We start from the raw sequence: 24,531 nt of genomic DNA on the forward strand, positions 1-24,531 counted from the left end.
TTCGAATGGCCGAACTCGTCGCGGTGATCGCGTCCACCCATCATCCGTTCTACTACCGCGCCAGCACGGCCACCGGCGAGGACCGCCCGCCGTTCGCGGACGAGTGGGTGCGCAAGGTCGAGGCGTTCCGGGAGACGCTGACGAAGGCGCGGCCCGACGTGCTGGTCATGGTCGGCTCCGACCACTTCCACCAGCTCTGGCTCGACAACATGCCGCAGTTCCTCGTCGGCAAGGCGCCGTTCTACGACGCGAACTGGCACAACGAGGAACGCGAGTTCGGCCTGCCCCGGATGTTCTTCACCGGCCAGGAGGACCTGTCGGCGTACATCCTGCGGGAGGGCCTCGACGCGGGCTTCGACCTGGCCTTCTCCAACGAGCTGCGGATCGACCACTCGATCACCTGCCCGATCATCACGCTGCGGCCGCAGAACGACCTGCCGATCGTGCCGATCTACACCAACATCTTCGCCCCGCCGCTGCCGCGGCCGCAGCGGTTCGTGCAGCTCGGCCGTACGATCCGGGAGCTGGTGGAGTCGTGGCCGGCGGACAAGCGGGTGGCGGTGATCGGCACCGGGCACCTGTCGCTGGAGCTCGGCGGGCCGCGCCAGTTCGGCCCGCACGGGCCCGATCCGGAGTTCGACCGCAAGGCGGTCGAGTGGATCTCCTCGGGCGACATCGAGGGGTGCCTGTCGGAGGTCACCCTCGACAGCCTCCACCTGCCCGGCAACGCCACCCACGGCTTCATGGACTTCATGCTGATGATGGGCGTGGCCGGCGAGGGCGCCAAGGCCGACTACGTCGACACCTACGACCTGTTCCACACCATGGAGGCCTACTTCACCTGGTACCCCGACGGAGGCGTGGCGTGAGCAAGTACCTGCTGAACAAGTTCCTGTTCACCGTCGACCGCGATCCGGAGCTGGTCGAGCGCTACCGCGAGGACCCTCGCGGCACGGTGGAGTGGTGGGAGGCCGAGTACGCCAACCGGCTGCTGAGCTGTCACGGCGGGGAGGCGTCGACCTGGCTGCGCTTCGAGGACGCCGAGCGCGAGGCCCTGGCCGGCCACGACTACCCCCGGCTGTTCGAGCTGGGCGCGCACCCGTTCCTCACGCTCACGCTGTTCATCGCGATGTTCGAGCGCGACCACGAGCCGATGGGCTTCCAGACCGATTACGCCAGGCGGCTGGCCCACATGACGATGCCGTACCCCGACATCGCGACGTGATCGACCTACCCGCCTCCCCAAGGCGGGCCGGGCGGCGCAGGCGCCGGGCACGCCGTGCGGGGCGTGCCCGGCGGCCGTCGCCGATGACCATGTGCGGTGTCCGGGAGAAGAGGTGGAACATGCGGGCGGCGCAGATCGTGGAACCCGGCAGGCCGCCGCTGGTGGCCGACCTGCCCGTGCCCGTCGCCGGGCCCGGCGAGACGCTGGTCGAGGTCGGCGCCGCGCCCGTCACGCCGCTCGACCTGCTGTGCGCGACCGGCACGTCCTACTTCGGCAGGCCGCGCACGCCGTACGTGCCGGGCGTGCAGGGAGCCGGCGTCGCGAACGGGCGGCCGGTGTGGTTCGCGACCTCGGCCGGAATGGCCCCGGGTGACGGCAGCATGGCGCAGTTCGCGGCGGTGCCTGCGGACGACCTCGTCGAACTGCCCGCCGGGGCCGATCCGGTCGCGGTGGCCGCGCTCGGGCTCTCGGCCGTCGCCGCGCACATGGCGCTGACCTGGCGCGGCGAACTCGTCCCCGGCGAGCAGGTGGTGGTGCTCGGCGCGGGCGGCGTCGTCGGGCAGGCCGCCGTACGGATCGCGCGCATCGCCGGCGCCCGCAGGGTCGTCGCGGGCGCCCGCTCCCCCGCCGCCCGCGACCGCGCCCGGCAGGCGGGCGCTGACGCCGTGGTGGCGCTCGACACCGGCGACGTCGCCACGCTGGCCGCCCGCCTCGCCGAGGCCTGCGACGGACCCGCCGACCTGGTGCTCGACCCGCTCTTCGGCCCGGCGGCCGCCGCCGCGGCCCGTGCCCTGCGCCGGGGAGGCCGGTGGGTCAACCTCGGTTCCTCGGCGGACGAGACCTGCCCGATCGAGTCCTCCACGCTGCGCGGCAGGTCGCTGCGGCTGCTGGGATACACCAACAACGAACTGACCGCCGAGCAGCGGGCCGCCTCGATCGTCTTCGTCGCCGAGCAGGCGGCGCTCGGGCGGCTGGCCGTCGCCTGCGAGACGGTTTCGCTGGAGGACGCCGGCGCCGCCTGGCTCCGTCAGGCGGCCGGCGCCGCCTCCGGCAGGATCGTCCTGATCCCCGGCGCGGCTCCTAGGCTAGAACCCTGTATCGAAGTCCTTGGTGATGCGTGAGTCGGTTTGAGGTGGGCCGTCGGGCCGACCAGGACGTGCCCGGCCCAGTCCTCAGTGCGGCGTTCTGCCGGGCCTGTCGTCGCGATGTGACAATCCTGGTGTGACTTTTCCCCGCATCGTCGCAACCGACCTTGACGGTACTCTTCTCAACTCCCTCGGCTCCGTATCCGCACGCACCCAGCAGGCCCTTCGACTGGCCAGTGATGCTGGCGCGCAGATCGTGTTCGTGACCGCGAGACCGCCGCGCAGCGTCGTCCCGATCGCCGAGCAGGCCGGCGTCACAGGCACGGTGATCTGCAGCAACGGCGCTATCGTGTGCGACCTCGCCACCCATCGTTTCACCGCTAGCTACGCCCTCGCTCCGGCCACGATCAGGAAGCTCACCGCCGCCCTCGCCGAGGCCGTGCCGGGGGTGGCGTTCGCAGCGGAGACGGGCAGGAAGGTGCTGGTCGAAGGGGGCTACACCTGGCCCGACGTCCACGACGCGGCCTTCATACAGGAGGTAGATGCCATCTGCGACGAGGACCAGCCCTTCGTCAAGCTGCTCGCCCTCTCAGACCGAGCACACGGCCGACGGCATGCTCGCGATGGCGCTTCCCGTCGTCGAGGGGCAGGCGGAGATCACCCACACGGGCGTGCACGGCCTCGTGGAGATCAGCGCCCCCGGCGTGACCAAGGCGGGTACGTTCGCCCTGCTCTGCCAGGAGCTGGGGGTGGATCCCGCCGAGGTGGTCGCGTTTGGCGACATGCCGAATGACCTGGCGGTCCTCACGTTCGCGGGCACCGGGTATGCCATGGCCAACGCCCACCGCCTCGTGCTGGCCGCCGTCGAGCGCCGCACCCTGTCGAACGATGAAGACGGCGTCGCGGTCGTCCTGGAGCGGCTGTTCTCCTACTACGCCGTTTCCGGAGGTGACGTCATCGTCGGCCCCGCGCCCGCGGGGATGTTCCCAGGCCGCCCAGCAGCTCGTGCCATCCGGCGCTGTCGGCCCCGCGCCCGCGGGGATGCTCCCGAGCGGCGCGTGATGGAGGTCCATGAGGATCCGTCGGCCCCGCGCTTGCGGGGATGCTCCCGGGTCTGTCCAGTGGGTCCGGGCGGCATACGAGTCGGCCCCGCGCCTGCGTGGGAGCGACGTCCCGCAGCTCACCCCCGATCGCGACTCCGCGCTGCCTGCTATGGATCAGCCCGCAGCGGTATTCACATCGGGGTCGCCGTCGGCCGTGGGTACCGGGAGGGCGCGGACGGACCGCTCGGCCACCGCGGACTCGATCAGTTCCGGGTTGCCGAGAGGGCGAGTCGTCTGCTCGACCGCATGAAGTTCCCGCAGCTGGGTCTCGACGAGCTTGAGTGTGTGGAACTTGCGGGCGGTGACCATGACCCGGCCCTCGATCGAACCCACCGTCTCGTTGTACGCCTTGACCGACCGGTCGAGCGCCTTGCCGAGCTTGTCGAGGTGACCGCCCATAACCGACAGCCGCTCATAGAGCTCACGGCCGAGCTCGTAGACCTGCTTCATATTGTCCTGCAGCACGGCCTGGGTCCAGGCGTAGGCGACCGTGCGCAGCATGGCGATCAGCGAGGTCGGCGTCACGATCAGGACCTGCTTGTTGACGGCGTACTCCAGCAGGGCCGGGTCGTGATCCAGCGCGGGCTGGAGGAAGGCGTCGCTCGGCACGAACAGCACGACGAACTCCGGTGAGGCGACGGCGCGGAAGTACTCCTTGCTGCCGAGAATGTCCACGTGCTTGCGCAGCTGCCGCGCATGGTCCGCCCAGTGCTTGATCGCCTCGGCCTCGTCGGGCGCTTCGATCGCCCGCATAAACGCGTCCATCGGGACCTTGGCGTCAACGATGACGTGCTTGCCGCCGGACAGGTGGATCAGCATGTCGGGCCGCAGCGTGGTGTCCTCGTCGACGATGTGGACCTGAAGGTCGAAGTCGCAATGTTCGACGAGGCCGGCCAGTTCGGCGGCGCGCTTGAGGTGCATCTCTCCCCACTGCCCCCGGACCTGCGGCTTCTTCAGTGCCTCAACCAGCTTGCGGGTCTCCTGGCGCGTGCGGATTCCTTCCTCGGTCAGATTCACCAGCTGCTGGTCGAGCCTGGCCTCAGCGGCAGCGCGGGTCGCGCTGAAGTCCTTGAGCTGCTGGTCCATCAGCGTGAGCTGTTCCTTGACGGGCTTGTTGACCGCACCGAGCGAGGCCTCCGCCCGCGCCACCAGTTCGTCCCGGGACTGCTTGAGCATGTCTGCCGCGGTGGCCCGGAGCGTCTCCTCCAGTAGGCGGTTGTTCTGCTCCCGGGTCTCGTCGAGCTCCTTACGCACCGCTTCCAGCCGGGCGGCCTGCTCCTGGAGGCCCTGCTTCTGCGCTGAGAGCTCGCTGAGCTGCTCCCTGAGCTGTCGAATCTCGTCGCGAAGCTCGGTCTCCTTGGCCTCCAGCGCGGCGACCGCCAGCTGAGCTTCGCGGAACCGGCGGTCGCTCTCAGCGAACCGCTCCCGCTCGGCATCCAGGGACACCTTCAGCCTCTCGGCCTCGGCCTGGTAACGACGCAGCTCCGTACCGGCCGTCTCCAGCTTGGCCTGCAGCCCGACGAAGTCCTCACCGAGCGTCTTGAGCTCCGTAAGCGTGGCGGTGTGCTCCCGGTCGAGGTCGGCGGCGCGCTCCTGCGCCTTGTCACGCTCCGAGCGAAGGTCGTTCACCTGCACCTGGGCCTGACGATGCTGCTCCTGGGCGACCTTCAGGTCGGCGCGTTCGGCAGCGGTACGGCTGCGCGCGACGAGGTAGGCGATCGCGGCGCAGGCGAACGCAAGCAGGATCGACAAAAACATGGGGAAGCTCCTTGTGGTGTGCCGCGCGGATCCACTCAGGACCCGCAAGGGGGAAGTCGCGGTCACCGGGAAAGTGGCCGTCACGAGAAGAGCGCGGCCCCGGCGGAACAAACCGTAAGCCCTCAATGGACTCATTCATTCTTGTAACGGTGATAACCCCAGTTATCACCATTCGATACACTCTTATAAAGGAAATTCGCGAGCACCTCAGGGCAGTGCCTCGACGATGTGGTGGGGCTGGACAGGCCGCCGTTCCTCATACACCAGGGGCATGGTCCGTCACTCGGTGGTCACGTCTCCGGAAGCCTCGTCCGTCGGTCGATCTCCTGCGCGGCTTCGCTTGGCCTCGATCTCAGGGCGGTAGCGGTCGAAAGCGGCCCGCACGCGCGGGTCCTCCTCGGCGGCTAACTCCTCCTCGATGACCTCGCGCGCGTCGGCCTGGTGGACCCAGCGAACGGCGTATCGGTACCCCCTCAGTTTCGCCCGGGCGCCGGGGCTGTACTTCCTCTTGCCGTCGGGGGTCCTGCCCTCGATGCGGGAGGTGACGCCTGCGCGGGCTTGGGCGCAGGTCCGTTCCCGGTGCAGCGTGGAGTAGTGCACGACTACGTTGTGGTCGTGCGCCAGGACGAGGCCGTACCCGAAGGGCTTGCTGGTCACCAGCATCCATGACCCGTTGTTGCTGCGGGAGGCTTTGGTTTGGGGAGTGCCGAGCAGCAGGTCCTCCAGCAGCGATCGGATCTGTGCCTCGGCCTCGGCAGGGCGACCGCCGTGTGCGGCGAGGAACGAACGGATGGCGGCACGGGACACCTGGACCGTGTAGGCGTCGTCGGGGTCGAACGGGACGGCTGACAGCGGCACGACCTGCTTGAGACGCAGTATCTTCTGCGGTGCCTCGGCCGGCCGCTCCCCCTCCGAGGCCCACACGGCGTCCGGGCGGCTAAAGCCGTCGCAACCATCGGAACGGCACCATCCGTCGGCGTACGTGGTGGTCTCAGGGCACTTGCTGCCGTCCCGACGGTAGCGCGTGCACCTGCGCATCGGCGGCTCTGGGGCCGGGCGGACCGAGCGGGAGGGGATGTCCGTCATCGAGCGATCACCCGACGCGCTTCCAGGGCTGACACCGCTTGGTCTCGAAGTACTCGCCCTTCTTGAGAGTGACGCGCGCCGGACCAGTGATGTTGTCGTTGGCGATGATCGCGCTGAACTCGCCCGTCGCGTTCCTCAGCCGCGCCCAGTAGCAGGCGAAGCCGCCGTCCGTGCCCGCCGTCTTGTACGTGCCGGGCTTGATGTCCTCGCCGACCAGGTACTGGCCGTCGCCTGCCATGGTCGTCGTGGGGCCGCTGTCTTCCGTCTCCTGTGGCTGCTCGGCTTCCGAGGTGACCGTCTCCGTGATGGTGACGGTGGGTGCGGGCTCGGCCTCTTCGGTCACCGTGACGGTGGGTTGCGGCCCGGCGACGCTCCTCGTCTCCGCACCGCTGCCGCCGGCGCCGATGGCGACGCCGATGACCAGGGCGACCAACGCCGTCACGCCGTACGACAGCCAGCGCCTTCCGCTCCGCGGAGGCTGGGGAGCGTGCGCCGGCGCGGGGGGCCATCCGCCGGGCCCGTGGCCGCCTGACATCTGCCGCCCCGGATGCAGAGGGGGGTGTGGCTGATACGGCTGACCGGGCTGTGAGCCGAAGGGCGGGTTGGGGCCAGGGTGAGACATGGTCGTGGTCCTCTCGCGTTCGGGGGGAGGCGGTCCAACAGCTCTCGGGACCCGCTGAGCTCGGTGGAGCGCCGTGGAGGACAGTGTCAGAAGCTTTGGATGACTGGTCGAAGAATGCTTGATAACCCTCGTTATCAGATCTTCATGGCCACGACATCTACTTTGCCGCTAAGGTACCGATCACGTCGATCACTGATCGGCCGTACTGATGCAGGTGCGCAGATCGGAAGGAGGTGGCGACGATGCCCGAGGACGCCCGCTGGCCGATCTCCTACGCTGAGATCGCGGCACTGGCTGAAGTGCAGCGACCTGTGCCTACCACGTGGGCTCGTCGGCACCACGACACGTTTCCCGAGCCGATCACGCAGGAGAGCGGGCGCCCCCTCTTCGACGGACGGGAGGTGATCGCCTGGTTACTGGCCACCGGACGCGGCAACGCGGATCCCCGGAAGCTCCGCGCCGAACTGGCGCTGCACACTCTGGCGGGCTGGCGCGGCCGTTTGCCCGCCCGCGTCCTGCTGAACGGGCTCACCGCGCTCATCTGCCTGCGGCAGCAGCAAGACGCACCGCTCGGCGGCTACGACTGGCCGTCTCTCCTTCGTCGGGCCGCCCGTCTCGACACCGAAGACACGTTCCTCCTCGCCGAACTGCGCGCACTCGCCGAACCGAACATGGCGCCCGGCGCGGAGGGCGCCGGTACGGCTCTGGCGGCGCTCGCCGACGAGCTGGTCGAGGCCGCCTACACGCCGGCCGAAGCCTTCGACTGGGTGCTGGACGCACGCCGCCGCCTGGAAGCCCAGGAGTTGATCGCCGACGAGCCCGCGCCTGTGCTGACCCGCGCGCTCGCCCGGCTCTGCGGGATCGCCGAGGTAGACGACGGTGCGACTATCGCCACGCCGTATGCCCGCAGCGGTGATCTGCTGGCCGCCATGCACGCACAGGCCGCCCCCGACGCCGGCCACACCTACCTCGCCGCCGACCCCGATCCGGACTTCGTCCGCCTGGTACGTCGCCGGATGCTCGCGCGCGAAGTCTACGAGTTCAAGCTGGACGTGACCGTGGGCCCGGAGCTTTCCCTCGACGACTGGGGCGACCCGGATGTCGTGCTCTGCGCACTGCCGTACGAGCCCGGCGAGACTCGCAACGCACTGACCGTCCTCGAGCGCATTCAGGCACTCACCGACCTGCTCGACGCCGGCAGCACCGCGGTCGTGCTCGGCCCGGCCGATGTTCTGGTCCGCCCGCTCCCGCCGCATGGTGACGCCGACCGGCTTCGCCGATCCTTCCTCACCGAGGGCCTGCTCAAGACGGCGGTCAGCCTCCCCGAAGGCGCGTTCCCGTACCGCCCGGGCTACCGCACCGCCATATGGGTGCTCACCCGCACACCCGAGCGGGAGCGTCACGGCCTGGTCCTGCTCGCGGACCTCTCCGCCCGGTCACTCACCGAGCAGGCTCTCGACGCGCTCGTCGAAGACGTGCACATTTTCCGGTCGGCGGGCTGGCAGGACGACCGCCGTCACACGCCGCGGCATGCGGTGATCCTGCCGGCCAAGGTGCTCGACGACCGGCCCGGCACTGCCTTCACCCCACAGCACCGGCCGCACGAGACCCGTTACACCCGCGCCGTCATGGAACGGCCCGAACGCATCTCCCGGCTGGAGATCCGGCTCAGCGAGCTGGTCGAGCAGGTCCGCCAGGAGCTCTCCAGTCTCAACGGCCACGCCGTGCTGCGCACGCACGCCGTTCTGCGATCGGAGGATCGGCCTGTGCGGCGCACGACGGTCGGGCGCATGCTGCAAGACCGCCGTCTTCGCCGCCTGCCCGGTCACCGCATCAAGGACGAGCACATCATCTCCGACGGCGGCTACGCCGTCCTGGGCTCGGCCGAGGTCCTCGGTGCCGCGTCTGTCGGCGCTCGGCGCATCGACCCCCTGTTGTTCACGGCTGCCTACGATCATGCAAACCTCACGCGCCCCGGAGACGTCATCGTCACGATGAACCCCGAGTTCGGGGTGCACGTCGACGAGGAAGGGCTCAGCGTGGTCGCCTACCCGGCGCGTGTCCTGCGGGCACGGCCCGACGCCGAACGCCCGGTACGTCCCCGGGTACTGGCGGCCCTGCTGCGCGCCGCGGCCGCCGAGCACGGCCGCGTCAACGGAGCCGTACGAGCCTCCTGGCGGCTCGAAGACCTGCTCATCCCTGATCTCACCCCGGATGAGGCGGAACGATATGACGCTCTTCTCGCCGAAATCGAACGGCGCGACGCACTTCTCCGGGCGGGGATCACCGCGCTGGAGGATCTGAACCGGCTCACCGCCGCCGGTCTCGCCGACGGCACCCTCACGCTCCTGCCCACACCCCACACCGTTTGAAGGAGAAGGCCACCCCGATGCCCCCTGCGAAGAAATCCGCCGGCGCCCAGGCGGAGCTGTTCAACGCCTCCAGCGCCAAGGAGATCCGCGACATCCTCTGGAAGACGGCCGACAGGCTCCGCGGCTCCCTGGACGCGGCCCAGTACAAGGAGTTCGTCCTCGGCCTGATCTTCCTCAAGTACGTCTCCGACGCCTTCGAGGAGCGCCGCACCGAGCTGGCCAAGGAACTGGCCGAGGAGGGCATCGCCGAGGAGCGGCTCGAGGAGTTCCTGGAGGACAGGGACGAATACGCAGGCCACAACGTCTTCTGGGTCCCCGAGGAGGCGCGCTGGTCGTGGATCGCCGCGCACGCCAAGAGCCAGGGCGTGGGCCGCCTGCTGGACAACGCAATGGATGAAATCATGCGGGAGAACGCCGCGCTGACCGGCGTCCTGCCGAAGATCTTCAATCAGGACCGGGTGGACCAGAAGGTTCTCGGCGGGCTGGTGGACCTCATCAGCGACGCCCGCTTCTCCGGCAACGGCGACAAGCTGGCACAGGACGTGCTGGGCGAGGTCTACGAGTATTTCCTCGGCAACTTCGCCCGAGCCGAGGGCAAGAAGGGCGGAGAGTTCTACACCCCACGCTGCGTCGTCCAACTGCTCGTGGAGGTGCTGGAGCCGTACGAAGGGCGGGTTTACGACCCGTGCTGCGGCTCGGGTGGCATGTTCGTCCAGGCCGGCAAGTTCATCGAGGCACACGCAGGCCACAAGTCGGACATCTATGTGCACGGCCAGGAACTCAACGAGCGCACCTGGCGGTTGGCCAAGATGAACCTCGCGATCAATGGCATCGACGGCAACCTCGCCGCCCGCTGGGGCAACACTTTCGACGACGACAAGCACCCCGACCTCAAGGCCGACTTCGTCCTCGCCAACCCGCCGTTCAACATCAAGGAGTGGCCGCGCAACGAGAGTGACCCCCGGTGGAAGTACGGCGTGCCGCCCAAGAGTAACGCCAACTACGCCTGGCTCCAGCACATCATCAGCAAACTGGGCGAGCGCGGCACGGCTGGCGTGGTCCTGGCCAACGGCTCGATGAGCTCCCAGCAGAGCGGCGAGGGCGAGATTCGGCAGGCCCTCGTGGAAGCGGACCTGGTGGCCTGCATGATCGCGCTGCCGTCGCAGCTCTTCCGTACCACGCAGATCCCGGCCTGCCTGTGGTTCCTCGCCAAGGACAAGACGCCGCAGGGCGGCAAGCGGCTGACGGACCGGCGCGGCGAGATCCTCTTCATCGACGCCCGCGGCATGGGCGAGATGGTCGACCGCACCGAGCGCATCCTGACCGAGGCCGACATCAGCAAGATCGCAGGCGCCTACCACGCCTGGCGGGGCACCGCCTCGGCTCGCGAGGCGGGCCTCGCGTACGCCGACGAGCCGGGCTTCTGTTTCTCGGCCGACAAGGAGACCGTTCGCTCGCACGGCTACGTGCTCACTCCGGGCCGGTACGTCGGCGCGGCCGAGGCCGAGGAAGAAAACGCCGAGGCGGTCACGGGGAAGATTGCGGCACTGACGGCAGAGCTGTTCGCCCTCTTTGACAAGTCCGACGATCTTGCTAGGACCGTCCGTAAGCAGCTTCGGAGGATCGATGGCTGAGCCTTCCGGCGAACTGGTCCTCTACAGAACCGAGGACGGACGCAACCAGATCCAGATGCGCGCCGTGGACGGCACGGTATGGCTGACCCAGGCGCAGATGGCCGAGCTGTTCGACACAGGAATCCCGAGTATCAACAAGCACATCACGTCGATTCTCGACGACGGCGAGCTGCCCAAGGCAACTATTTCCTCTCAGGAAATAGTTCGTCAGGAAGGCACACGGCGGGTCCGTCGGGAAGTTCTTGTCTACAACCTCGACATGATCCTCGCTGTCGGCTATCGGGTGCGCTCGCCGCGCGGCATCCAGTTCCGCCAGTGGGCCAACACGACCCTGCGTGAATATCTGGTCAAGGGATTCGTCCTCAACGACGAGCGACTCAAGGACCCGGGCGGGTTCGACTACTTCGACGAGCTGCTAGAGCGGATCCGTGAGATCCGAGCCTCGGAGAAGCGCTTCTATCAGAAGGTCCGCGACGTGTTCGTGACCACCAGCGCGGACTACGACTCCGGATCCGAGACTGCCCGTTCCTTCTTCGCGACCATTCAGAATAAACTGATCTACGCGGTGGCAGGCCAGAGCGCTGCCGAATTGATCATTGCCCGGGCCGACCCCGCCAAGCCGAACATGGGCCTGAGGACCTGGAAAGGCGCGCGGGTTCGCAAGGCGGACGTGACCGTGGCCAAGAACTACCTGGACTCCGATGAGATCAGTATGCTCAACATGCTGACCACCCAGTTCCTCGACTTCGCGGAGTTGCGGGCGCGCCGACGTCAGCAGATCACCATGGCTCAGTGGGTGACGGCCACTGACAACTTCATCACCATGAACGACATGAAGGTCCTGCCCGGAGCCGGGAAAGTCTCCCGCGAGGCAGCCGAGGCCATCTGTCACGACCGCTTCAGTGACTTCGACACTCAGCGACAGGCCCTGGAAGCCGCTCGGGCCGACGCCGAGGCCGTGAGTGAAATGCGGGAGATCGCCCGAGGCGAGGGTCAACTCGACGCGCTCGGCGAACTTGAAGCAGCCGCGGAAGACTTGGAGGAGGGCCAATGACCGAGTCGCGCTCACGCACGGCTACATTTTCCGAATTAGTTGGCGACAACCTGCTAGAGATCGGCGCTGGGCGGCCTCGCTCCGTCAGTTCGAATCTCCCTATCCTGAGGGTTGCTGACGTCCTGGATGGCAAGATTGGACCATCACCCCAGAACTATGCGCCGGGAAATCATCCACCGGCAACGGCATCAAAAGTCTCCAAACCGGGCGACGTCGTCCTCACTATCAAAGGAACCGTTGGGCGAGTGGCCATAATGCCGGCCGATGGCCCAATATTTGCATACAGCCCGCAGCTGTACTATTTTCGGCCAGCCATGAACGGCCCGCTGCGACCAAGGTACCTTTACTACTGGTTCAAGAGCGCTGAGTTCTGGACTCAGGCCAACCCCCTCAAGAGTCAGACTGACATGGCTGATTTTCTAAGCCTGTCAGATGTTCAGTCACTATCTATCAGGATTCCCCCTCTCAAGCAACAGGCTGGAATAGCTGATCTCCTTGGAGCGCTGGACGACAAGATTGCCGTCAACGAGCGCATCGCGGCCACGTCTCGCGAACTAGGCTTGATTTTGTTCGCCCAGGCACTCCTCGGCGAGGACCCTTTCGAAGCACCTGTGGAATCTGTCGCCAGCACGTTGACTCGCGGAGTTGCTCCGAAGTATTCGGAGTCGCCAGATGACCTCATCGTACTCAACCAGAAGTGCGTCCGCGGCGGACGAGTAAATCTCGAGCCCTCACGGCTGACGCTTCGGGAAAAGGTCAAAGCTCCGAAGCTACTTCTTCCCAATGACGTCCTGGTGAACTCCACGGGTGTGGGAACTCTCGGCAGGGTCGCCCGATGGACCCGCGGGATCGATGCGACTGTCGACTCGCATATCACCATCGTCCGTTTCGATGCCAGCAAGGTGGATCCCATCTGCGCAGGATTCGCCATGCTGCAGGCACAGCCTGAGATTGAGGCCTTGGGCGAAGGCAGCACCGGGCAAACTGAGCTCAGCCGCGGTCAATTGGGAGCCCTGGAAATCACTCTGCCCAGCCCCGCGCAGCAGCGCGAGCTACGCAAGAAGCTCGACTCGCTTGAGGAGCGGGCAGATCATGCGATTGCCGAATCCGCTGCGCTCGCCACCCTCCGTGACGCCCTTCTGCCTCAGCTCATGTCCGGTCGGCTCCGTGTCAAGGACGCGGAGAAGATTGTCGAGGACGCAACATGACCCCTCCCCCCGAACACCCCCGATTTCGTCCCTTAGAGGTCGACTGGGAGCTCCTCGCTCTAGAGGAGCTCGCCGAGCTGGCTTGGCTGCCTGCCAGCGGAAATGAGCTGGCTCCTGGTTCCGGGCACCGCAAATCCTGGGACGACCTCATCCTCTACTCGGACCTTAAGGAGGCGATCGAGCGGCTCAACCCTGAACTGCCGCCCGACGCCGTACGCAAGGCGGTAGAGGAGGCGGCGCGGGCGAGGTCAAGCGACGCCTATGAGGAGAACCGGACCGCGCACGGCTACCTGACCGCCGGCATCCGCTCGGTAACGTACACGGACGACTTCGGCGCCGAGCACAACCCGACGGTCCGGTTGATCGACCTGACCGACCCATCTGCGAACACCTACCGTGCGGCCCGGCAGGTCACCGTCATCCAGGGCGAGAAGAATCGTCGCTTCGACCTCGTCCTCTACGTCAACGGCCTGCCCCTGGCCGTACTGGAGATCAAGCGCGCCGGCGACGAGAACGCGACGCTGGAGGACGCGCACGCCCAGATCGGGTGGTACGTCGCGGAGTTCCCGACCGCATTCCGTTTCAACGCCGTTGTCCTGCTCTCCGACGGTGTCACCGCGAAGTACGGCACGCCGTTCACTCCGTTCGAGCACTTCGCACCGTGGAACGTGGACGAGGCCGGGGAGCCGGTCGAGTCGCTGGACGGCGCGGGCCTGTCGGAGGCAGCGCAGAACCTCGCCCTGCACGGCCTGTTCACGCAGGACCGATTTCTCAAGCTGATCAGTTCGTTCATCAACTTCGTGCCGTCGAAGAAGACGAAGCGGATCGCCAAGCCGCACCAGTACTTCGCGGTCAACCGCGCGGCGGAGGCCGTGCGGGAAGCCGCGGCGACCGACGGCAGAGCCGGGGTGGTCTGGCACACTCAGGGCTCGGGCAAGTCCGAGGAGATGGTGCTGACCAGCAATCTGGTCATGCGTGACCCGGCGATGCTCAACCCGACGATCATCGTCATCACCGACCGCAACGACCTCGACGACCAGCTCTACTCCACATTCCTGGAGAGCGAGGTCCTGCCCGAGAAACCCCGGCAGATCCTCACCCGTGCCGAGCTGCGCGAGGAGCTGGCCGCCAAGCGGACCGGCGGCATCCTGTTCACCACGCTGCAGAAGTTCGGCCGGACCAAGGAGGAGAAGGAGTCGGGCACCGACCATCCGCTCCTGTCCGACCGGCGCAACATCGTCGTCGTGGTCGACGAGGCGCACCGCAGCCACTACGACGCCCTCGACGGCTACGCGCGCCACCTGCGCGACGCCCTGCCTCACGCCACCCTGCTCGCCTTCACCGGCACCCCGATCTCTGAAGCCGACCGCAACACCAGGGAGGTATTCGGCGACAAGGGCGCCTACGCGGGTTACATCGACGTCTACGACCTCAAGCGGGCCGCCGACGACGGCGCGACCGTGAAGGTCTATCACGAGAGCCGCGTCGTCGAGCTCGTCCTGGACCAAGACGTCGACGCCACAGAGATTGACGAAGAGGCCGACCGGATCACCGAAGGTCTCGACGACACCGAGCGACGCCGCATCGAACAGGCCGTCGCCACCATGAACGCGATGTACGGCGCGCCGGCCCGCATCCGCGACCTCACCTCCGACCTGGTCATCCATTGGGAGGACCGGCGCGAGCGGATGAAGCCGTTCGTGGGCGTCTCGGAGAAGGGCGGCGCGGCCGGCAAGGCGATGATCGTGTGCGCGACCCGCGAGATCTGTGTCCGCGTTTACGACGCGCTGCGCGAACTGCGCCCGGAGTGGCACAACGACGATCCCACCAAGGGCGCGATGAAGATCGTGTTCTCGTCGAATTCACGGAAGGACCCCGAGCATCTGCGTGTTCACGCGCTGAGCGACTCCCAGCGCAAGGCCGTCATCAACCGGGCCAAGGACCCCGACGACGAGTTGGAGTTGCTCATCGTCAACAACATGCTGCTGACCGGCTTCGACGCGCCGCCGATCCACACGATGTACCTCGACCGCCCGCTCCGGGGCGCCAACCTCATGCAGGCCCTCGCCCGCGTCAACCGCCGCTTCCGCGGCAAGGAAGACGGGCTGCTGGTCGGATATGCCCCACTCACCGAGAACCTGCAGAAGGCGATCGCGGAGTACTCCGCGGCCGACCGGCAGGACCAGACGCTGGGCCAGGACATCGACCGGGCCCTGGACGAGCTGCGCAACGAGTTCGACATCATCGAGGGGATCCTGCGCGGTTTCGACTGGCGTGGCCTGCTGGCCAGGCCCAGCCGTACGTCCTTCATCGATGCCGCGTTGCGCACCGCGAACTACCTGCGGGACACCAAGACCCCCGGCAACAATCCCGAGAAGCTCGACGACCCCAGTCAGACCCTCGGCCGCCGATTCCGCGACCACGCGCACCGGCTGGAGCGCTTCTACGCGCTCACCGCGACGTCGGCCAACATCGGCGAGCGGTTCCCCGACCACCCGGCGACCTGGCGGCGCGACATCCAGTTCTTCGTCGAGGTCCGGGCCTACATGGCGAAGCTGGACGCGATGGATCGCGAGGCGAGGGGCCTGCCCGTCGCTCGCGACATCGAGCTGTATCTCGCGCAGCTGACGTCCACGGTCGTGGAGACGAGCGGGATCACCGACCTGTTCGCCGAAGCGGGTCTGGAAACCGCCGACCTGACCCACCTCAACGACGCACTCATCGCCAGGCTGACCAACAGCGAAACGCCTCACCTGGCCGCCGAGGCGCTGCGCCGGCTCATCGAGCGCAAGATGCGCGAGGTCACCCGGCACAACGTCGTACGCCGGACAACGTTCTCCGAGCGTCTGCAGGACCTCATGATCCGGTACATGCGTGAGCAGCTCACCAGCGCCGAGATCATCGCCAAGCTGGTCGAGCTGGCAAAGGAGATCGCGAACGACCCCAAGCGCGGCGAGCAGTTCACGCCGCCCCTGGACTGGCAGGAGCTCGCGTTCTACGACGCGGTCGCCGACCACGGCACGGCCCGCGAGGTGATGGGAGACGATGTCCTCGCAGGCATCGCCCGTGACCTGGTCTTTCAGGTGCGGAAGAACCTCAAGAAGGACTGGATCTCCCGAGAGCCGGTACGCGCCCGGCTGCGCGCCACCATCAAGCGCCTTCTTGCCCGCTACGACTACCCACCGGATCAGGAGGTCAAGGCCATCGAGCTGGTCCTCCAGCAGATGGAGCACTTCGCCGACGTCTGGTCCAAGGACGGCACGGTCGACTGACAGAACCCGTCCGAGTTTGTAGCGAACCGTTCCTCCCCGGCTCGTGCTGCAGGCCGACCGTCTGCCGGACCCCGGCCCACAACATCCGCCCGCGCAGACGAACGACCCGCAGCGTGTCCGAGAAGGCCCCCGAAGTCGGATTGCCGATCTCCAGCAACCACCCCCCCAGCGTCGCGGGCCGGAATCCCCGGTCCGCGACCTCGCGAATCTCGTGAGATGCCATGGCTCAAGACACGCGCCGCGTTCAGACCGCAGTTCTCGACAGCCCCAACTCCGACCACCCACTCTCCCTCCCCACCGATCGCAAGGAGGCAGTGCACTACCTGTCGCGTTACAAGGGAAAGCGCTTCTTCTGCGGCAGGCACCTCGACGGCTGCGGATGGGAGCTCATGCCCAAGCTCTACGGCGACCGTGTCTGCCACTTCGCACACCACCCGGATCCCAAAGGGATAGCCCCCGAATGCGAGCGCCGGTACTCCGGCCCGGACAGCGCCGACCACCTCTACATCCATCGCGGATTGACCACCGGCCTGGGCAGGGCCGGCGGGGCGCAGCCATTTCGGGGCACCCTGGTGAAGGGCCAGTGCACCGACCTGCTGGTGAACCCGGGCCGAAACCGCTCGGCCATCAAGGTCCAGTTCGTGAATCTTCCAACCGACGCGTGGACGAAGGAAGACGAGGAGCTTCGGGCACGGCTCGGCCGGGTCGACTGGATGCTGGGTCCTCACGCGCTCGGGAACGCGAAATACCTGATCGACCGGGACGGCTACGCGTTGCGCGTACGCTGCGAGCAGCAAGGCAGTGCTCGCGTTGTCAAGATCGGCACGGAGACGCATGATGGTGACCTCGAGTGGTCGGAGCTGAAAGACTGCGACATCAGCGAGCGAGGGATCATCACGCCGCTGCTCCGCAAGCTCCGACCCACCCAACCGCGCCGATCAGCGTCGGCCGCGAGGTTGCCGGGCTTCCCGTTGGACGTCGAGGACATCGTCATCTATCCACAGGAGGCTGCGACCCGACCGATAGCAGGGCCCGGTATCCCCGAAGGCTCACACGTCGCCACCGCCGACGTTCGGATCGGTGAGGGCGAGCGGATGCACGCCCGGATCATGGTGCCCGATCGCATCGATCTTCTGGTCGACGAGCCGTACGCTCTCATCAAGCCCGCCTCCGTGAACGCGATGAAGGGGTCCACACACGCGACGCCCGTCTGGACCGTCTTCAGCGCAGGCCTGAGCGCCATCCACGCCCCCGGACGATCGAGCGCGTCACTCCCGCAGACGCCAGCCGCAGAGCCTGCACCGGCAGCGCCCATCCAAGCACCCGCGCCTGCTGAGAAGAAAACTCGCACCCCCCAACAACCCAAGGGACTGACTCGGCACACACTGACCTCGCTCATTCAGGAAATGCGGCAAGCGAGGAGAGAAGGTAACTATCAGCTTCTCCTGGGACTGCTGGAGAGCAACGATAAGTTGCTCAAGGTGCTCACACAGCCGAACTACCGGAAGGAACGGCAGACGGTCGAAGAACTGCGACGCTGGGCGACTGCGAGGGAGGAGACTCATGCACGAGTCGAGCAGGACGTTCGTCGGCACAGCGCTGCGCTCATTGTGCGCATCGATCACGCGAAGGCCAACGGCAAGCTTGAGGATGTCCAGCGCGCTATAGACGAGCTCCGGAAGGCGCTAGCGCGCGTCTCAACAAATAACCTGAAATTCGCCGCAGAGGTGCGGAAGCTGCGCGAGCGCGAGGCCTGGCTCAGACAAGCCTTATCAGAACGAGATCGAGCGGCGCGCGCCCGCGCCGAAGAGTCGAGGGCTGAGAGTGTCCGCGCGAAGCATCATGATCGGCTCCGGGACGTGCTGGATCAACTACTGAAGGCGGAACTCGCGGGGGCAACGGATGAGGTGCGCAAGCTCTACAACGAAGGGAGGTCCCTGCTCAGGAAGCTTGGTGCGCATGCTACCCCCAGCGAGGAGCGACAGCTCAGTCTGACGGCCCAGTGGCTCGCCGCCGTACCGGCGGACGGTCAGGACAAGGGGGAGAAGCCAGCCGGGGCATGGGAAGAGACCGTCCCTTGGGCCCCGAGCGAGATGGTCGACCGCACAACCGTCGCGCCGAAGAGCACCAGGAATCTTCGGGACCTCGCAACACAGGTCGGCGACCGCCTGGCCGCCATTTTGAAGAGGATCGCTCGCGATCAGTCCACCATTAGCCTGCAGGACCTTGCAAAACAGGTTGGTGCGGACAGTTGGTTGTGCGTCATCGGCCTCGTCGAGGCGGACGAGACCGACAGGAGCACACGGCCCCTGTTGTCCGCGCTCGTGACGTCACCGGACGGAAGCGCGGCTCCCGAGTTCCGCGCGGTCCTTGCAGGTCTCGGTTACAAGGTCCCCCAGACTAAGCGAGCCCTTCACCTCGTGTGGCAGCGTGAGGTGGAGCGCACGCACGCCTTCTACGCGGAACCCCAGCGGGAGATGCCTCCAAGCCTTGTTCCCAGCAAGGCCGCGTCGGCGTCCTGAGCACCGAAGCGCTAGAGAAGTGCGCGGTCAGCGTGGAAGCCATTGCTCTTCGACCCAGCGGACCGCGGGCGGCTTCAGCTCTGACGGCTACCGGCGCGCGCAGCATTGGGGGAGTCACCGGTCACGGATTCCATCCTTACGCCGACGCCAGGAGCCTCCGTCAACGCCGGAAGGGGTTCGCCGCGTTCGGGGCGAGTTCATGCGGACGCGGAACGGCCGGGGCCTCGGTGGATGGCGATCCAGTGGAAGCAGCGGCCATGACCTCGCTGATCGTGTGGGGGTGATCGAGGGCGGCCAGGGCAACGGCCGTACCGGTACCGGTCCGCCCGGCCACGGCCAGATCGATGGCCTGTAGCGGCAGGTTCGTTCGGGTCTCCAAGGCCGACCGCAGCTCCGCGTCCGTCGGCGCGGCACCGCCCGGGCAGGCGTCCAATTCTTCCAGCAGCTCGTGCGCCCGCTGCATGGCGGCGCGTTCCCATCGCGCGCGTTCCCAGTCCTCGCGGAAGGGGCCGTGCTCGAAGCGGTCGAACACCGCCTCGTGGCCCACGCCGACGGTCACTGCCGCGCGGCGCGGGGCGGGGCCGCGGGCGTCGCGGGAGAACGACGGGGCGGCCTGATGCATTGCCTCCAGTCGGCTCATCCCGTCTGCGCGCAGCCGGTCGTAGTCGGCCATCGCGTGCGGATGCAACGTGCGCAGACGCTCCTCGCATTTGCGTACGGCCGCCTCGGCGGTGGGGTCGTCGGCCGCGTGCGGCACGGCAGTGCTCCAGACCCTGCCGACGTCGAGCAGGTCGGCTTCGCCGAGCCAGCGCGCGTCGTGGGCTGGCGCCCAGCGGGTCCGGGCGGCTTGCCGTACGGCGTGCGCCTGCCGTTCCAGCTCCCGCCGGGCGGTGAGGTCACGGGCCTGCGCGATCTCGGCGCGACGCCGCGCGACGTCGACTCCGACCTGGACGGCGACCGCGAGCAGCGAGGTCAGCTGGGCGGTGCGCCCGGCCGCTCGTCCCAGTGCTTCGCGCATCGGGTCGTCGTAGTGCTCACCATCCATGCCGGGGCTCCCTGGCCGTGCTTTCGGACTGCCCGGGAGGGTCCTGGGGCAGCCGTACGGGCTGAGGGTGAGCGGGAGGCGTTGGCGACACCGTGACCTGGGTGAGCAGCCGGTTCGCCGCCTGGCGGGCAGCGGCTGCCTGGGCCGCGTGCTGCTGGGCCCGGCGCAGGTCGGCGACCGCGGTGACGAGGGAGGTCAGCGCGCCGACCAGGACCACGCCGGTGAGGGTCGTGTCCCGGCCCATGACGCCCGACAGTGCCAGCAGCCGGACCGCGGAGCGCAGCCGTAAGCCCTCCGGTGACAGCGTCGGAATCCTGCCGAAGGGGGTGTGGGCGGCGCGCTCGTATTCGTCGGCTGCCTTGGCCAGGACCGGATTGCCGAGCACGGCGGCGGCCACGCGCAGGGCGTCGGCCGCGGCCCAGGCGGCGTCGGCGGCCGAGGCCGGATCGTCCCTGATCCGGGCCGCCGCGGCCGACGCCGCTCGGGCGGCCTCGCCGTACAACGCCTCCCGCTCGGCCCGCGTCCAGCCGGCCTCGCTGGTACGCCACCGGTGGCGCAGCCGGGGCAGGGTGAGCCAGCCCGCCAGGCGGCCCCCGGCATACCAGATCTGCTCCCCGCTCCCCCCGGTCGGCGCGGTCCGTGGTTCGGGTCATGCCGGGCAGGCTGACGGCGTACCCGGTGACCTGGCCGGGGTGGGTCTGGCTGTGGCGCAGCCGTACGAGCACGCCCTGCTCGGCCAGGCGGCGGAAGAACTCCTGTTCGTCGCGCGCGTCACGAGCGGCGACCGCGACCTTCTCCCGGAGTTCGTCCCGGGGCGTGCGGCGCCAGCGGGCGCACATGGGCCAGGTCAGGTCGGGTGCCAGCGCCCCTCCCCCGTACCAGACGAGGGCGCCGGCGGCGGTGCGGTGGTGGTCGAGCGCCACCGCGTACCCGACGGCCTCGCCGTCGTCGCGCCGTCGCAACCTGACGCGCACCCCCACCTGCGCCAGCCTGCCGAGGAAGTCCTCGGGCGATAGCGCGGCCGCGGCCGCCGCGGCGACTTGACGCCGCAGGCCCTCGCGCGGGATCTGCGACCAGCCACGCCGCCCGGCCTTCTCGCGTTCGGCCCGGGTGGGCCGCTTGGGCGCGGTGCGGTCCCCCGGAGCGGTACGGCGCAGGCCGAGCTCGGCCTCGATGGCCCGGCAGGCCTCCCGCAGCCGGTAGAAGTCGTTGGAGGTGCGGGCCTTGCCTCCGTCCTGCCGGGCGTGGGTGGCGACGATGTGGATGTAGTTGTCGCCGTGGTGGACGGCGACCCAGCGCACCGCCTCCGCCTCCTGGCCGTACGGCGCGAGCCCGGTGCTGTGCATGACCTCGCGCGCGACGTGCGCCCATTCGGCGTCGGTCAGGTCTCGATCCTGTGGGGCGGCGCGGACGATGCAGTGCCACACGTGCTCGGCTTCGCCGATGGCCGCGCATGGCTGCCTGAGCAGGGTGGTGAGTCGGGTGAAGTCGCGCTTGCCGTCCGCGCGCGGCGGCGGCTCCAGCTCGTCCGGGGCCCGCCAGCCGGCGACCAGGTGCGGGTTGACGTGCTCGTTGGCCTTGCCCGGGTCGTATAGGTAGCGCAGCAGCCCGGCCACGCGGCCGCCGCGCCGTACCTTGCCGATCACGGGATCTTCTTCAGTACGGCGTGCGCCGCCTCATCCAGCCGGGTGACGAAGCGCATGCAGGCGGCGGCGTACAGGCGCAGGGTCGGCGGCTCCTCCCCCGTCGAATGCAGCGCCGCCACCGCTTGGTTGAGGTTCAACCCGATCTTCCTGGCCTGCTCACTCGCCCGCATCAGCTCACGGAGCGCCTCCCGCAGCGCAGCGACCTGCGGCCCAGCATCGCGCGCCGGTCAGGGCGGCGTTGGCCGCGTACGCGCCGCGCGACAACCCGTCGCGGGCGGCGGCCTCCTCCAGTTCGGCGTACTCGCCGTCATCGAGCGAGAACTGCACGACGTGGCGCCGCTTCGGCCCCCGCCGCCTGCGCCGACGGCCCTGCCCGTCCCCATCCATCGCCACCGACCCTGGCCGTGCATCATTGCCCGCATCGTGACGTCATCGCAAGGCAGGATTGCGAGCATGCGCGGAGGCAGGAAGGTCCAGATCACCATCACTCCGGACGCCGACATCACCGAATGCACCGAGCACCTCGTGGCGGCAGGCAAGGCGGCCAGCGTGAGCGCGGTCTTCAACGACGCCGTCACCGGAAAGCACATCACCGACCAGCGCGCGCTGGTCTGCTGCGCGAACTCGCCCGGCAGGCCGACCGCGCCGGGTGGCCCGGATGACACGGCACGTGAACCGCCAACTGACTGAGCACGGCTTCCCGGCGGCACAGCCCTCGACCATCCATCCGCCAGTCCGGTTCGCAGTAATCGTGGCTGGGAGCCGATCGTGAAGATGCGGCGGGTGATGATCGGGGTCTACCACGCGGCGTTCCTGGCCATCGCCGACTACGAGGCGGCTACGGGCCCGATCCCGAGGAGGCCCGCGGGGGACGATGCCGCGTGAGGGCGAGCACCGCGTGGGCGGATGAGTCGTTCCAGGAGCACGACACGACCGGCTTCTACATCATCGCTGCCGTGATCATCCCTGCTTCCGCACAGGAGTCGGCCCGTGCGCAGATGCTGCAGGCACAGGCCCGGCACACCCCGGCCAAACTGCACTGGGTTGCCCGCGATGACAAGGAACGGCTGGAGCTGGCCTACACGGTGGCCGAGATCGAGGGGTTGCATGTCGTTGCGGTCGGGTCCCCGGTCCACCAGCGTAGACAAGAGCGCGCCCGCGCCTACTGCCTTCACCAGCTGGTGCTCGAGCTGCACGGGTTCGGAGTCGAGCAGCTGTTCATGGAGGCCCGCCAGCCAACGCTCAACACCAGGGACATCACCACCGTGCAGCACGCCCGATACACCCTGCCCAAGGGCACTCACTTCCGTATCGATCATCTGCCCGGCGCGGGCGAGGCCCTGCTGTGGGTCGCCGACATCGTGGCCGGCGCCGTCCGCGCCGAGAAGCTGGGCGACCCTCGCTACCGGGAGATTCTCGGCGACAAAGTGATCGACTTCCCCGTGAGGGTGCTCTGATCCGAACCCTGAAACGCGCCAGGCCAGGCTCCCGGTCATGCCCCAGGTCACCTGGCCCCACGGCTTCCAGGAACCCGCGGTTCCCGGCGTCACCGACAGACTACCTCGGGTGACTACGTCACCGGAAGCGCAGCAACTCAGCCGGACCCTCAGCCGCTACAAATCAAGCGAGCCCTGGATGACTTCGATCTTTCGGCGAACACTACGGTCGATGGCGGTCACCGACACTGCACGCATCTTGAACATCACGCCTCGGGAGCTCGCCGCCTACCGGACGCTCCCAGTCGGCGCAGCCAGGGCCCTGATGATCGCTGGCCTCACCGGCTATGAGCTGCGATTTCAGGATGAAAGAGGGTTGCGGATGTGCCACGTCTCTCCGGGGCACATGGGCCGCCCGTAGGTGTAGCGCTTTCCGGTCTCCGTCGTCGCCGTGAACCGGTCGTCGGGCAGGGGAGTGCCCCGGCAGCGGTTTGGCGGCGGAATCTTCTCGATGGATCCGCCGGGAGAAAGGTTGGCGTATAGGTCGCCCCTGTTCCAGGTGACCACGACGTTCTCGCATGTGCAGTTGCTCCACACACTCGTTGCGCGACCGCGCCCGGTCGTAGGACTCCCGCCACCCGGGAGTCGTAAGCATGGTTTATGCATATCCTGCTTCCTCGAGTACGGCGGGTTCCCACTGAAGAACCTTCAGTCACCGTCAACCCGCCGTACTCGAGGAAATAACCCTTGAGTTTGTTGGGCTTCGCTCATCCGCCAGCTCCGTGTCATAGCCGTAGTAGGCGGCAGTGTGCACGACCGCCCGAGTCGCGGCGACAAGGACAGCCGCCGCATCGGCGGCCATGATGCCGACCACCGTTCCGGCTGCGGGCGGCGCCCCACCCCCGGCGCTGAACACCGTGCCTCCGGCAGCGACGATCTCCCCACCGGAGACTGCGAACCCAGCGCAAGCTCCTTCGACGGTGCTGGCGAGCGTGTAGTAAAGATCGAGGCGCGGCTTGACCTTGTCTATATCCGCAACTCAAGCTTGCCAACATGCGAAATCTCGGTGACCGCGTGCCCGCGCTTGGCGTAGGCATCTACCACTGCCTGGCGGCGAACGCTCGCGATCGATAACCGTTTGACCGTGCCGACAAGACCGTCGAGCGCTTTGAAGAACAGCTCCTGGAAGGCCCTGCTTTAGCCGGTCCTGCGCTGCCGTTCCAACCTTGGCGAGTCGCTCGCGGGCCGCCTTCGGGAGCAAGTGCCGTTGCGCAGCATTCAGGCGCTTGACACGCCAGGCCTCGACCTCTGCCCAGGCTTTGCTGTCGTAGTCGTTCATGTCGTCGATGCTCACTGTGCCCTCCCGAATTGGCACCGGATGGCGCCTCCGGACTGTTCGTGACGTACGCCGGTCCTGTGGCACTTCGGCTCGCCATCCCGACTGATGTGGGGTGCCGGTAAGA

20 protein-coding genes and 2 pseudogenes are annotated in these 24,531 nt (G+C 67.8%); 14 read left to right on the forward strand and 8 right to left on the reverse strand.

The features are described from left to right. Window positions 1–5: 5 nt before the first annotated feature. The 5 genes and pseudogenes from ACGFIB_RS35415 to ACGFIB_RS35435 all read left to right on the forward strand — a co-directional run. Complete coding sequence (locus tag ACGFIB_RS35415; protein ID WP_142575150.1) at window positions 6–869, forward strand: DODA-type extradiol aromatic ring-opening family dioxygenase; 864 nt, start codon at window positions 6–8, stop codon at window positions 867–869. Continuing rightward, window positions 866–1,225, forward strand: coding sequence for a hypothetical protein (locus tag ACGFIB_RS35420; protein ID WP_142575149.1), 360 nt, complete (start codon window positions 866–868; stop codon window positions 1,223–1,225). Before ACGFIB_RS35415 ends, ACGFIB_RS35420 begins: the two co-directional genes overlap by 4 nt. Before the next feature lie 119 nt (window positions 1,226–1,344). Beyond that, window positions 1,345–2,346 (forward strand): quinone oxidoreductase family protein, encoded by a 1,002-nt coding sequence (locus tag ACGFIB_RS35425; protein ID WP_393377754.1) that lies wholly within the window; start codon window positions 1,345–1,347, stop codon window positions 2,344–2,346. A 100-nt stretch (window positions 2,347–2,446) separates the two neighbouring features. Next, a complete protein-coding gene (locus ACGFIB_RS35430; protein WP_393377757.1) occupies window positions 2,447–3,103 on the forward strand; it encodes an HAD family hydrolase in 657 nt (218 codons plus the stop codon). Then, window positions 3,045–3,164 (forward strand): annotated as a pseudogene (locus ACGFIB_RS35435) (HAD family hydrolase); the annotation flags it as partial. The gene ACGFIB_RS35430 and the pseudogene ACGFIB_RS35435, both read left to right, overlap by 59 nt. A gap of 363 nt (window positions 3,165–3,527) precedes the next feature. Here the strand turns inward: ACGFIB_RS35435 and rmuC are convergent. The 3 genes from rmuC to ACGFIB_RS35450 form a co-directional block, all read right to left on the reverse strand. Then, window positions 3,528–5,171, reverse strand: a complete 1,644-nt coding sequence (gene rmuC, locus ACGFIB_RS35440; RefSeq protein ID WP_393377759.1) for a DNA recombination protein RmuC — start codon at window positions 5,169–5,171, stop codon at window positions 3,528–3,530. A gap of 279 nt (window positions 5,172–5,450) precedes the next feature. Continuing rightward, entirely contained in the window at window positions 5,451–6,257 is an 807-nt protein-coding gene (locus tag ACGFIB_RS35445; protein ID WP_393377761.1) for a hypothetical protein, read from the reverse strand. A gap of 7 nt (window positions 6,258–6,264) precedes the next feature. Then, the gene (locus ACGFIB_RS35450; protein WP_393377764.1) at window positions 6,265–6,699 is read right to left on the reverse strand and encodes a hypothetical protein; all 435 of its coding nucleotides are present in this window, start codon (window positions 6,697–6,699) and stop codon (window positions 6,265–6,267) included. 422 nt (window positions 6,700–7,121) lie between these two features. On the opposite strand from ACGFIB_RS35450, the gene ACGFIB_RS35455 reads away from it, so the two are divergent. From ACGFIB_RS35455 to ACGFIB_RS35480, 6 genes are all read left to right on the forward strand, one after another. Beyond that, complete coding sequence (locus tag ACGFIB_RS35455) at window positions 7,122–9,251, forward strand: hypothetical protein (RefSeq protein WP_393377767.1); 2,130 nt, start codon at window positions 7,122–7,124, stop codon at window positions 9,249–9,251. A gap of 17 nt (window positions 9,252–9,268) precedes the next feature. Beyond that, window positions 9,269–10,885, forward strand: coding sequence for a class I SAM-dependent DNA methyltransferase (locus tag ACGFIB_RS35460; RefSeq protein WP_393377770.1), 1,617 nt, complete (start codon window positions 9,269–9,271; stop codon window positions 10,883–10,885). Next, a complete protein-coding gene (locus ACGFIB_RS35465) occupies window positions 10,878–11,939 on the forward strand; it encodes a virulence RhuM family protein (RefSeq protein WP_393377772.1) in 1,062 nt (353 codons plus the stop codon). Before ACGFIB_RS35460 ends, ACGFIB_RS35465 begins: the two co-directional genes overlap by 8 nt. Further along, entirely contained in the window at window positions 11,936–13,147 is a 1,212-nt protein-coding gene (locus tag ACGFIB_RS35470; protein WP_393377775.1) for a restriction endonuclease subunit S, read from the forward strand. The genes ACGFIB_RS35465 and ACGFIB_RS35470 overlap by 4 nt, the downstream gene beginning before the upstream one ends. Continuing rightward, window positions 13,144–16,419 (forward strand): type I restriction endonuclease subunit R, encoded by a 3,276-nt coding sequence (locus ACGFIB_RS35475; protein ID WP_393377776.1) that lies wholly within the window; start codon window positions 13,144–13,146, stop codon window positions 16,417–16,419. The genes ACGFIB_RS35470 and ACGFIB_RS35475 overlap by 4 nt, the downstream gene beginning before the upstream one ends. A gap of 221 nt (window positions 16,420–16,640) precedes the next feature. Continuing rightward, window positions 16,641–18,941, forward strand: a complete 2,301-nt coding sequence (locus ACGFIB_RS35480; RefSeq protein WP_393377778.1) for a hypothetical protein — start codon at window positions 16,641–16,643, stop codon at window positions 18,939–18,941. 160 nt (window positions 18,942–19,101) lie between these two features. Here ACGFIB_RS35480 and ACGFIB_RS35485 read toward each other — a convergent pair whose 3' ends face one another. Both ACGFIB_RS35485 and ACGFIB_RS35490 read right to left on the reverse strand, forming a co-directional pair. Beyond that, the gene (locus tag ACGFIB_RS35485; RefSeq protein ID WP_393377780.1) at window positions 19,102–19,986 is read right to left on the reverse strand and encodes a hypothetical protein; all 885 of its coding nucleotides are present in this window, start codon (window positions 19,984–19,986) and stop codon (window positions 19,102–19,104) included. After that, complete coding sequence (locus ACGFIB_RS35490) at window positions 19,976–20,488, reverse strand: hypothetical protein (RefSeq protein ID WP_393377816.1); 513 nt, start codon at window positions 20,486–20,488, stop codon at window positions 19,976–19,978. Before ACGFIB_RS35490 ends, ACGFIB_RS35485 begins: the two co-directional genes overlap by 11 nt. Window positions 20,489–20,678: 190 nt before the next feature. Here ACGFIB_RS35490 and ACGFIB_RS35495 point away from each other — a divergent pair, with 190 nt between their 5' ends. After that, the gene (locus tag ACGFIB_RS35495) at window positions 20,679–21,002 is read left to right on the forward strand and encodes a hypothetical protein (RefSeq protein WP_393377818.1); all 324 of its coding nucleotides are present in this window, start codon (window positions 20,679–20,681) and stop codon (window positions 21,000–21,002) included. A 198-nt stretch (window positions 21,003–21,200) separates the two neighbouring features. Here ACGFIB_RS35495 and ACGFIB_RS35500 read toward each other — a convergent pair. The 3 genes and pseudogenes from ACGFIB_RS35500 to ACGFIB_RS35510 all read right to left on the reverse strand — a co-directional run. Further along, window positions 21,201–21,632, reverse strand: a pseudogene (locus tag ACGFIB_RS35500) (hypothetical protein); the annotation flags it as partial. Further along, complete coding sequence (locus ACGFIB_RS35505) at window positions 21,629–21,802, reverse strand: hypothetical protein (protein ID WP_393377783.1); 174 nt, start codon at window positions 21,800–21,802, stop codon at window positions 21,629–21,631. The gene ACGFIB_RS35505 and the pseudogene ACGFIB_RS35500, both read right to left, overlap by 4 nt. A gap of 4 nt (window positions 21,803–21,806) precedes the next feature. Further along, on the reverse strand, window positions 21,807–22,019 hold the full coding sequence (locus tag ACGFIB_RS35510) for a hypothetical protein (protein ID WP_393377786.1): 213 nt from the start codon (window positions 22,017–22,019) through the stop codon (window positions 21,807–21,809). A 66-nt stretch (window positions 22,020–22,085) separates the two neighbouring features. Here ACGFIB_RS35510 and ACGFIB_RS35515 point away from each other — a divergent pair, with 66 nt between their 5' ends. Then, window positions 22,086–22,322 carry a hypothetical protein gene (locus ACGFIB_RS35515; RefSeq protein WP_393377788.1) on the forward strand — a complete coding sequence of 79 codons (237 nt, stop codon included), beginning with the start codon at window positions 22,086–22,088 and terminating at the stop codon, window positions 22,320–22,322. A gap of 191 nt (window positions 22,323–22,513) precedes the next feature. After that, window positions 22,514–23,089, forward strand: coding sequence for a hypothetical protein (locus ACGFIB_RS35520; RefSeq protein WP_393377791.1), 576 nt, complete (start codon window positions 22,514–22,516; stop codon window positions 23,087–23,089). The last annotated feature ends 1,442 nt before the right edge of the window (window positions 23,090–24,531 follow it).

Source organism: Microbispora bryophytorum (assembly GCF_043197435.1).
GTDB classification, from domain to species: Bacteria; Actinomycetota; Actinomycetes; order Streptosporangiales; family Streptosporangiaceae; genus Microbispora; species Microbispora bryophytorum.

Excerpts from the sequence above, each read along its gene's own strand:
- ACGFIB_RS35415 (WP_142575150.1), top strand. The coding sequence starts at position 6 with ATGGCCGAACTCGTCGCGGTGATCGCGTCCACCCATCATCCGTTCTAC.
- ACGFIB_RS35425 (WP_393377754.1), top strand. The coding sequence starts at position 1,345 with ATGCGGGCGGCGCAGATCGTGGAACCCGGCAGGCCGCCGCTGGTGGCC.
- rmuC (WP_393377759.1), bottom strand. The coding sequence starts at position 5,171 with ATGTTTTTGTCGATCCTGCTTGCGTTCGCCTGCGCCGCGATCGCCTAC.
- ACGFIB_RS35445 (WP_393377761.1), bottom strand. The coding sequence starts at position 6,257 with ATGACGGACATCCCCTCCCGCTCGGTCCGCCCGGCCCCAGAGCCGCCG.
- ACGFIB_RS35455 (WP_393377767.1), top strand. The coding sequence starts at position 7,122 with ATGCCCGAGGACGCCCGCTGGCCGATCTCCTACGCTGAGATCGCGGCA.
- ACGFIB_RS35460 (WP_393377770.1), top strand. The coding sequence starts at position 9,269 with ATGCCCCCTGCGAAGAAATCCGCCGGCGCCCAGGCGGAGCTGTTCAAC.
- ACGFIB_RS35465 (WP_393377772.1), top strand. The coding sequence starts at position 10,878 with ATGGCTGAGCCTTCCGGCGAACTGGTCCTCTACAGAACCGAGGACGGA.
- ACGFIB_RS35470 (WP_393377775.1), top strand. The coding sequence starts at position 11,936 with ATGACCGAGTCGCGCTCACGCACGGCTACATTTTCCGAATTAGTTGGC.
- ACGFIB_RS35475 (WP_393377776.1), top strand. The coding sequence starts at position 13,144 with ATGACCCCTCCCCCCGAACACCCCCGATTTCGTCCCTTAGAGGTCGAC.
- ACGFIB_RS35480 (WP_393377778.1), top strand. The coding sequence starts at position 16,641 with ATGGCTCAAGACACGCGCCGCGTTCAGACCGCAGTTCTCGACAGCCCC.
- ACGFIB_RS35485 (WP_393377780.1), bottom strand. The coding sequence starts at position 19,986 with ATGGATGGTGAGCACTACGACGACCCGATGCGCGAAGCACTGGGACGA.
- ACGFIB_RS35505 (WP_393377783.1), bottom strand. The coding sequence starts at position 21,802 with ATGCGGGCGAGTGAGCAGGCCAGGAAGATCGGGTTGAACCTCAACCAA.
- ACGFIB_RS35510 (WP_393377786.1), bottom strand. The coding sequence starts at position 22,019 with ATGGATGGGGACGGGCAGGGCCGTCGGCGCAGGCGGCGGGGGCCGAAG.
- ACGFIB_RS35515 (WP_393377788.1), top strand. The coding sequence starts at position 22,086 with ATGCGCGGAGGCAGGAAGGTCCAGATCACCATCACTCCGGACGCCGAC.